We start from the raw sequence: 8,838 nt of genomic DNA, 5'->3' as shown, positions 1-8,838 counted from the left end.
CGCGATTTCCCACACGTCCAACCACACATCCTGACCAGCCGCCTTCAGATCTTTCGCGAGCCGCTCCGCCGGCACCGCATCGACACCCCGATGACTGACAAACACCCGCGCCACAACATCCCCCGATCACTGCCGGCAGTGGGCCGCGTAGAACGACCCGAACGACACACTCAGATCGTTCCCGTGACTGTATCCGCCCGATCATCTGACCGAACAGACAGGACGCCACACCCCACGGCCACCGCGACCGGCCGGACGAGCCGGACCCAGCCCCACCCGTAATCCTCATCTCAGCGCGCTCGCGCCCCCGCTCCCGACACAACGGGAAGACGAACCGGGGGTCGAGAAGGAGCAGACGGTGACCTCGGGAACCGAGGAGAAGCCTGCGTCGAGCCCGAATGTTCGAGTCATGCGGTCTGCCGAATGAGAGCGACCGGCAATAGGGGACGCGGCGTCGCAGAGAGGGGGTTGGGGCACGCACCTCGCCACATCGCTCCCCATCCATCGCCGCGCGATGCACGGGTACCCCGGCTCCGTCGGTCGACACCCCTGTTGCCGGGCGCTCTTACTGGCTGTCCGGGCGAAGCATGCGGGTCCGGCGGGCGTCTGCCATGTCGGGCGTCTGGACGTAGGCACTTCCGACGGGAAGCTGCTCGATGTCCTCCGCGAGTTCGCGGCCTGTCCTGGTGCGGAGGAAGCCGGCAGCCTTACGTGACTGCGGGTAGTTGATCCGATAGATAATCTTTGTGCCGGCGTTGGCCAGGACGTCGGGGTGAAAGTCATCGATGCCCTGGCTGGCAACGATGATCGCGATGCCGAACTTCCGGCCTTCCTTCATCAGCTTGGGGAGGGTCGCATCCTTTGCCAGCCGGTGGGCCTCGTCGAGCACGATGGCAAGACGCAGCTTTCCGGTCTGGCCCCAGGCGAACATGTCCTTGTAGACCTTGCGGAGCAGGAACGCGCCGGCGGCGACCTGCGCCTGCTCGGCTTCGGCGAAGCCGCGAAGGTCGACGATGAGCCCATCCTTGATCATGTCCTGGACGTTCAGCCCGGTGTCATCGGTGAACAGGCCGTACTCCAGGAGCGGTCGGCAGCGGGCGAGCACGTTGGCCACCCCGCGCTCCTTCTCCAGCTCCCCGATCCTGCGCTGGATCTCCTCCAGCGTGGGGATGCCCGCCGGCGGGGTGAGACGGCCGTGGCCGTGGGCCGTGTAGCCGGCCACCAGTGCCTGGTAGACGACGTCCCGCTGGATGTCCCCGAGCCCGCACACGTAGGCGAAGATCTCCGAGACGGACAGGGCGTTCATCTTGTACGCGTGGCGGCCGGCGTCCGCCGCCAGCTCGAACGGCGAGAAGGGCAGGCCGGCGACGGCGTCCTGCACACGCAGGGACTCCGGCCGGCGCGGGTCCTGCCCGAACTGGCCGTGGAAATCGATCACCAGTGCGGGCAGACCGTCCGCAGCCGCTCCCTGAAGCAGCCGGATCGTCGTCTCGGACTTGCCCTGTCCCGGAATACCGAGGATGAACAGGTGGGGGCTGCCCGTCGTGCTCGCCTCCCAGACGATGTCCTCCTCCGGCGGCAGTGTGCGACCCACCAGTACCCGCACGACCGCCGGCCCCGCCGACGACTCCGGCCCCGCCGACGACTCCGGCCCCGGGTCGGCTCGGGCGCTCGTGCCCGTGCCCGCGTCCGCGCCACCTGACACGATGATCGGATCGACCACCCGCGGTGGTGGGACGTAGGCGGGACGGCGAGCATCCACGTCCTCGTCCACGCCGAGATCTCTGGCCGTGATGGTACGAATGCGGGTGCCGCCGACCTCGATGTCGGCGGTTCCGTCCTCGCGCAGGACCACGATGTAGCCACTGCGCTGGTAGCCGACCGTCAGACCGCTCGTCTCCAGTCGGTCGACGGCCTCCTGGATGCGGCCGAACTCCGTCGCCTCCGTGATCAGGCCACGGCGCGCGGACCGGCGCAGGTAGTAGCGCAGCAGGGCGGCGAGCCGGGCCCGCTGGAGCGGGCGGTCGATCCGGGCGGGTTCGGTGAAGAACAGCCGGTCGACGGTCTCGATCGTCGCGGCCACCTGCCCCGCGATGTCACGGGCAAGGTCCTCGCTGCCGAGCATGCCGCGCGACTTCACCTCGACGGCCTCGATGCTGACCCGGCGCGTGGTGGGGAACCGTACCAGGAGCAGATCGCAGCGTCGGGCCCGTTGACCGGCCTGGGCCTGGGCCTGGGCTTGGGACTGGGACTGGCGCCGGGCGCGGGAGCCGAAAAGCTCCGGATGGGCGTCGACGGGGACGATGACCGTGTTCTCGAGGTCACCGAGACGACGCAGATACGCCACCGCCGCCGCGAGTGCGACGGCCTCCTTCGCGCGGTTGTCGTCACCGGTCGCGGCGAGGATCAGCCGGCCCGACACCAGCAGCAGCTCGTCGATGATCGACGATATGGACTCGCCCGGGCGGTGAAAGCCGAGCTCGGTCATGGCGCGCAGGAACATCTTCTCGACGTCCGCCCGGTGTGCGGTCGTGATGGCCATTTGGTGACCGAGCCCGTCGAGGAATTCGGGGGCGTAGTCGAGGATGTAGCGGCGCAGGTCGGTGGTGCGCATGGCTGGGTCGTCGAAGGTGTCCAGCCCAAGGAACCGGTCCAGGACGACCACCCAGTCGCACCGCTCGTGGGCGATGTCGAGCACGCGTGCGGTGTGGCCGCTGACCTCCATCCGCACCCTGGCGATGGCCGCGGACCGCGGCTCGTCCTGCGCCGCCGGTCTGTCCTGCGCCGCCGATCCGTCCCGGGCCGGGGACCAACCGGCAGGTGTCCCGTCGGCGGCGGCTATGAACAGCGACGTGACGGCCTCCGCGAACCGTCGGTGGATGTCCGTCAGCGGCGTGGAGTCCGAGCCGCGCGCCGGTGGAAAATCGATGCCGGTCACCCACCCGCCGTCCACGCCGAGCTCGGTGACAGGCCGGTTGATCAGGCCGCGGAACGAGACGCTGCCCCCTGTTGCCTTCGGGCTGCCGATGACCAGCTCGGGGCGGCTGACGTCGGTGAGGATCGCCAGGTGCGCGTCGCGTGCCGTGTCGATCGCGTCCAGCGGCGCGGCCAGGATCTCCAGCGCCGGATCGAGGAAACCGCGGCCGCGCCGTGCCCGGTTCTCGGCGAGCTCCTGCTGCAGCTCGCGCAGCCCTGACAGGGGATTGGTCTCCGAGGCACCTTCACCGAAGGCCTCCACCTGGAGGTGCGGCGCGAGCGCGCCATCGTCGGCGGCGTTGGCCGCTGTTGTCGCCGCATCACCACCGGTGTCGGCCGTGACGACCCGCAGCACCTCGGCGAGGAACGCTCCGCTGCCTGGATTGGTCGCCAGAATCCGCAGCCGTTCGGGTTGATGGTGTGTCTGCCGGTAGAGGCGGATGCGGTCGGCCAGCCGCGCGGCGGGGACCTCGCCCACGCTCACGTCAGCGTTGGGTAGACCGAGGGTGTTGACGACCTCGCTGATGGCGGTGGCCGGGTCCGGCTCACCGACCGGCAGGTAGAGGCCGTGGAGCAGTCGGAGGTTCTGCGCGAACACGTACGGGTTACCGTCGTTGTCGCTGAGCAGAAACGGCACGCGCGCCGGGCTGAGCCGGGCGAGCAGGTCGATGTCCACCTCGCCGGCCCGCTCCTTGTCGGACACGGCGCGTAGCTGGCTACGCCACGCTTCCAGCTCGGAGCAGTACGCGAGATACCAGGCCACCCGCAGCGGGTGCGTGGGCAGCACGACCAGCGCGTTCACCGGATCGCGCCGGCCGAGGTCGATCCGCAGGCGGAGCGTGTCCACGGTGGTGAGCGCCCGGGTGTCGGAGAGGCTGGAGTCACGGCGCAGCGCCCGCCCATAGGCGGCGGTGTAGCGGCTCGCCAGCGTCGCCAGCTCGTCGGTGACGTCGGCGACCTCGATGAGCCCGCGGCCCGGTTGCGCCCGCACCGCGTCGAAGAACTCCCGCCGGGCGGTCAGGAACGCCTTGCCCGCGCCACCTGGCCGCTCGGCGTCGACCAGGACTGCCCCGCTCGCGGAGAACGGCTGGCCAGCCGCAACCACTGCGCCATACCGCCCGACACTGTCTGGTTCGGCCAGGACTCGCTGGCCCAGCTCCCGCAACGCGACGCTGAGGGCGATCCGGGTGGCGTGGCCGCGGCCGAAGCGAAGCTGCAGGTAGGCCAGGTCGGCCTCCTGCCAGCCCTCGCAGGTCTCGGTCTCCGCGTCCGCGCCGGCCTGCAGGGCGCGCAGCCGCGCGATCGGGAGCGACAATGCGCTGTCCCGCCGGACGGTCGTACTCTCCGCCGGCTGTGCGTCGTCAAGGGAGAACTCCTGGCTCACCGCGTGTGCGGGCTGGCCGTCCCGCAATCGGAGCACCTGGTTGTTGCGGTCCAGCGCCTGGATCTGGACGACGACCACCGCCGGGACCCGCTCCGCCTCCTCGGTGTCGAGCGCGACCGTCAGCCGATGACTGCGCGCGCTGGCCTTCCCCTGCGCGCCGGGAAGCTCGACGTCGAAGTCCGTCTCCTCGCCGTAGTACGCCTCCGACGGGATGATCTCGACCCGCCACCGGGCCACGTCCTTCGGCTTGGCCGGCTCGGTCTTCCAGGTGATCTTGACGAATCCACCTCTGACCGAGCAGGCGGGCAGCGCGCCGTCCGGCCCCGCGCGCAGCCCCGTCCCGACCGGGATGATGCCGTCCGGGTTCGCGAACGGCTCGACATGCAGGGCGACGAGGTCGCTGTCCGCGGGCAGATCCAGCGGCCACCGGTCGAACGTGAGCTCACGGTTCTCGGGGGCGGCGAGGTCGCGCAGCCAGGTGCGTTCCGACAGGCGCGGCACCGCGACCACGAACCGCTCGATGTCCTGGTAGTGCTCGTCGTCCTGGCGCAGCGGGCAGTTGCGTAGCCGCTCGCGGGCGTCCTGCTGCGACCGCGCGGGCTTGACCAGCGCGGTTACGCAGGTGGCGTTGGCCTCGAGCCGGGACGCGAACGACGCGCCGCCGTGGTCGGGGATCAGGCCGACGAGGTGCAGCTGCGCACCCGCCGTGTGCTGGGCGTTGGCGACACCGCCGCCGTCGGCAGGGTCGTTCGCGGCAGCGCTCACGGCGAGCAGGTACTCGACCCGCGCCTGCCTCGACCGGGTGAATGCGCTTGGGCGTACGGTCTGCTGGACTTGGTCGTAGAGCTCACGCAGCGGACGGTCCAGGCGATGGTAGGTATCCCGGGCTATCTTGCCGAACAGCGCCACGAGGTCGATCGCCTCGAACGAGTTCTCCAGGCTGCTGGCCGCCGGGGTGTCGACGCCAGACGGTACGAGCAACAGGAGTGCGGCCGACTTGCGGTTGCGCAGCTCGATCGCGCGCTCGGGACAGATGACCGTGTCATCGTCGCTGTTGGCCGTGCCCAGGACGGCGACCGCCGCCGCGGCGGCCGTGGAGCCGCGCCCCGCTGCGGACGCCTGCGCCAGCGCAGCCTTCTCCCGGACGACGTGGCAGTCGGCATCTCGCAGGTGGTCCAGACGCAGGCAGCGACCGGGCGGGGCGCCACGCAGGAAGTCGGTCACCAGCTGCTCGGCCACCCGGGTGGCCAGCGCGGCGCTCAGGTCGGTCATCGCCGCGCTCCGGCTCCGGCTCCGGCTCCGGCAAGGGGATTGATCACGTACTGGGCGTTGAAGTCGTCCGAAAGATCGGTGAAGAAGCCCATCTGGCGCAGCCGGCCGGTGAACGCGACGAGATTGGTGTTGGCCACGGCCCGCGACGACGCGTCGTCGCGGGCGGCCGGGGGCCGGTCGATGAGCAGCCCCCAGCGGGACTCCAGCGTGGCGAGCAGGTCGGCCAGGCGCATCCGGGGCAGAACGTCTCCCTGTTCGGGGTCCACCAGGGCGCTCAGCAGCAGCGTGGTGAGCAGTTCGTCGGTCATCGCATACCGCCAGGCCCGCCGTCCCCGCAGGTTGCCGCGCAGCAGCCCGGCCTGCTTGCGCATGCCACCGGTGTTCCAGAACCACTGCCCGGCGGCCCTGATCGCGTGCTTCGTCTGCGACTGGCGGATCGCGGCGACGACCTGGTCGAGCTGCGAGTCGCCGGTCGCGGCCCGCGTGAGCTCGGCACGCGCATCCTCGTTCGAGCATCTGGTGATTTTCTTTGTCTCCTCGATGATCCGCTCGAGTTCGATGCCGGCCCGCCACTCGACGTACTGGTCACGGCGCATGTCCACGAGGGCGCGCAGCCAGTCGGGTCCGTGCTTGCCCTGCACATGGGGCTTGAGTTTCGCCTCGTTGCTCGCGTACCGGTCCAGGGTCTTGAGGAGCAGCATGTCGTCGAGGTAGGCGGGCAGCCGCTCCAGGTCCCGGTCGACGCACTCGCCTGCCAGCCGGTCGGAGTCGCCGCCGGTCTGCCGGGTGAAGTCGACGTAGATCTCGGTCTGTGCGGGCGCGAGGTCGACACTGAGATCAGCTGGCGTGCCCTCACCCCGGCACAGGTCGTTGACCAGCGTGAACAGACGCAGCGTCGTGGTGAACAGGCCGATGTTCACCAGTGCCGCCAGGTGGCGCGCCAGCGCGATGGTGGGCAGCCGGTGCCGGTAGACGGTGACGAAGTCCACCAGCTGATCGCCGAGCGTGATCATTACACCCGGCATGACCGGATCCCAGTCGAGCGCAGACCGGGCCGGCAGCGGCCTGCCGGGCGTGAAGCCCTCGAGGTAGTAGAGGCTGAGCAGGACGTTGGCATCCAGATCGGCGGTCGCCTCGTTGAACTCCGGGACGGCACTGTCGGAGATCGACACCCCACGCCCGAACGCCTCCAGGAACAGCGACCTGAGCTCCCCGGCCGGGTTCGGCCTGCCGCGGCGCGCGAGCGCGTCGGTCAGCAGGCGGTAGACGACCAGGTGCACCTTGCGGTGCCGGGCACCCTCCACCGGGAGTCCGGCCCGGTATGCGCCGATGTGGATGGGCTGGACTGCCGCCAGTTGCACGTCCCGGCGACCGCGCCCGCCATGGCCGAGCCGGACCACAGTCGTGTTCACCCACTGTGCGAGCAGCGCCCGTCCATGATCATCATCAAACCCGCGCAGGGCGGGATGGCCGGCGAGTGTCTCGATGTACGAACCCGGATCGGTGGGCCGCGCGTCCGACCGGCTGAGCCGCCGGCCGTTGGTGACCACCATCTCGAACAGCACGGGCAGGAACCGGTCGACGTCGAAGTCGTTCAGCTCGACCCCGGTGAGCCGTTCGAAGGAGTACGACCGGAGGTCCTTGGGCAGGACGAGCGTCATCGGTCAGCTCTCCAGCAGCTCGATGGTCGCGCCGGTCACCGCGATGGCGTTGCGCCGGCCGTTGGGTTCAATGACGATCACCTTGGACGCCGGCTGCAGCGTGAGGCTCGACCGGAAGAGCCCGAGTTCCTCAAGGAGCGGCATCACTTCGGGATTGGTTGGCAGGTAGCCGGCGGCGGCCCGCATCAGCAGCTCGAACAGGTCGATGTCGACGGTCATGCGGGCCTGCCCGGAGATGTGCCGCAGCACGAACACCTCGGCGGCGGTCTCGACGAACCGGTCGTCGACCGGGGTGAGCGTGACCTCGAACTCGTCGAGCGAGAGAACCTTGACCACGGCGCCGCCATCCTCGGCAGGCTCACCGACGGAGACGGCGACGCCGTCTCCGTCGTAGCCGACGGGCCCGATGCAGCGCGACAGCCCGCGCAGCAACGTCCGGGCGAGCGCGTCGCCGGTCCTGCCGCCGGTCCTGCCGGCGTTCTGGTCGTCGCCCCCGCCGCCGCGGTGCTGGGCGGCCAGCACGGCCCGGAACTCCTCGAGGTAGCGGTAGGGGCTCAGGCATCCGGTGCCGGACAGGTCGGCGTCCGGCGCCGTGAAGTAGAGCCGGCGCTTCGCGCGCGCCATGTCCGTGGCGGTGCGCGCGTCCGGAGCCAGCGCTCGCTCCAGGCGAGCGGTGGCGACCGCGGCCGGGTCGAGCTCCCGCCACTCATCGAGCAGCCGGTCCCGCCCACCTGAGGCGTCGAACGCGAGCGAGCTGAAGTGACGCTCGGGGGTCGCCGGGTTCCCCGGCCCGTCGCCGATCTCCCGGTGGATGTCGACGCAGCCGAGGTCGGCGGTCACCAGGTAGGCGAGGGTCGAACGCAGGTCACGGATGGTAGGGCGGCGGCCGCGACGCAGGTGGGAGGTGAGCACCAGGCGGTGCAGCCGATCCTGGGCACGCTGCGCCCCAAGCTCGCGGGCGTTGCGGACGATGGGACAGCGCTGTTCGGCGGCACACGCGGCACACGCCGACCACATGTCGTCGGTCATCAGCGCGTCCAGCAGCCGTACCGTCAGCGAATCGGCCGCCGCGCCCAACGATGCCATCGACCGGCCCTTGAGGTCGACCCGCACGATCCCCGAGCCCTCGGCGGCGCTCCCGTCGGTGCCGCCACCTTCCGCAAGCACCTTCGCGATCTGCGGATAGCGCGGCGCCTCGCGCTCCAGGAAGTCCAGGAGCCGGCCATCGTTGGCGGCGATGAGCGCGGTGTAGCCGCCCGCCCGGTGGGTGTCGTTGATGGGGTCGAGCGCGCGGTGGAGCAGATCGTCCGCTGACATGCCCTCGTGGGATTCGCTGGCGTCGTAAACGGAGGCGTACTCGTGACCGTCGAGGTCCATCCGCCAGCCAGCCGCGTCGCTGGCGCGCACCCGCGCGCCCCGACCGCGCAGGAACTCGCCGAGACGTTCGAGGAAAGCGGTCTTGCCGTCGCCCGGGTTCCCGCTGAAGACCACCAGCTGCGGGCGGCCCTCGACGATGCGCGGGACGAGCCGCCCATCCAACCGGGT

At 70.4% G+C, this 8,838-nt stretch carries 3 protein-coding genes and 1 pseudogene; all 4 read right to left on the bottom strand.

The window, feature by feature from the left end:
• Window positions 1–105, bottom strand: a 105-nt coding sequence (locus U9980_RS28550; protein ID WP_416210263.1) for a TIR domain-containing protein, incomplete at its 3' end; no start/stop codon positions are given.
• A 460-nt stretch (window positions 106–565) separates the two neighbouring features.
• Window positions 566–5,632, bottom strand: a complete 5,067-nt coding sequence (locus U9980_RS13470; RefSeq protein WP_322768221.1) for a helicase HerA domain-containing protein — start codon at window positions 5,630–5,632, stop codon at window positions 566–568.
• Window positions 5,629–7,293, bottom strand: a complete 1,665-nt coding sequence (mads7, locus tag U9980_RS13465) for a methylation-associated defense system protein MAD7 (RefSeq protein ID WP_322768220.1) — start codon at window positions 7,291–7,293, stop codon at window positions 5,629–5,631. Before mads7 ends, U9980_RS13470 begins: the two co-directional genes overlap by 4 nt.
• 3 nt (window positions 7,294–7,296) lie before the next feature.
• Window positions 7,297–8,838 (bottom strand): annotated as a pseudogene (locus U9980_RS13460) (serine/threonine protein kinase); the annotation flags it as partial.

This window comes from Protofrankia sp. Cr1 (assembly GCF_963555865.1).
Classification (GTDB): Bacteria; Actinomycetota; Actinomycetes; order Frankiales; family Frankiaceae; genus Protofrankia.
The sequence above is the reverse complement of the archived record's forward strand: the minus strand, read 5'-3'. Positions and strand labels throughout refer to the sequence as shown.

Coding starts and splice junctions, on each gene's coding strand:
- U9980_RS13470 (WP_322768221.1), bottom strand. CDS start 5,632: ATGACCGACCTGAGCGCCGCGCTGGCCACCCGGGTGGCCGAGCAGCTG.
- mads7 (WP_322768220.1), bottom strand. CDS start 7,293: ATGACGCTCGTCCTGCCCAAGGACCTCCGGTCGTACTCCTTCGAACGG.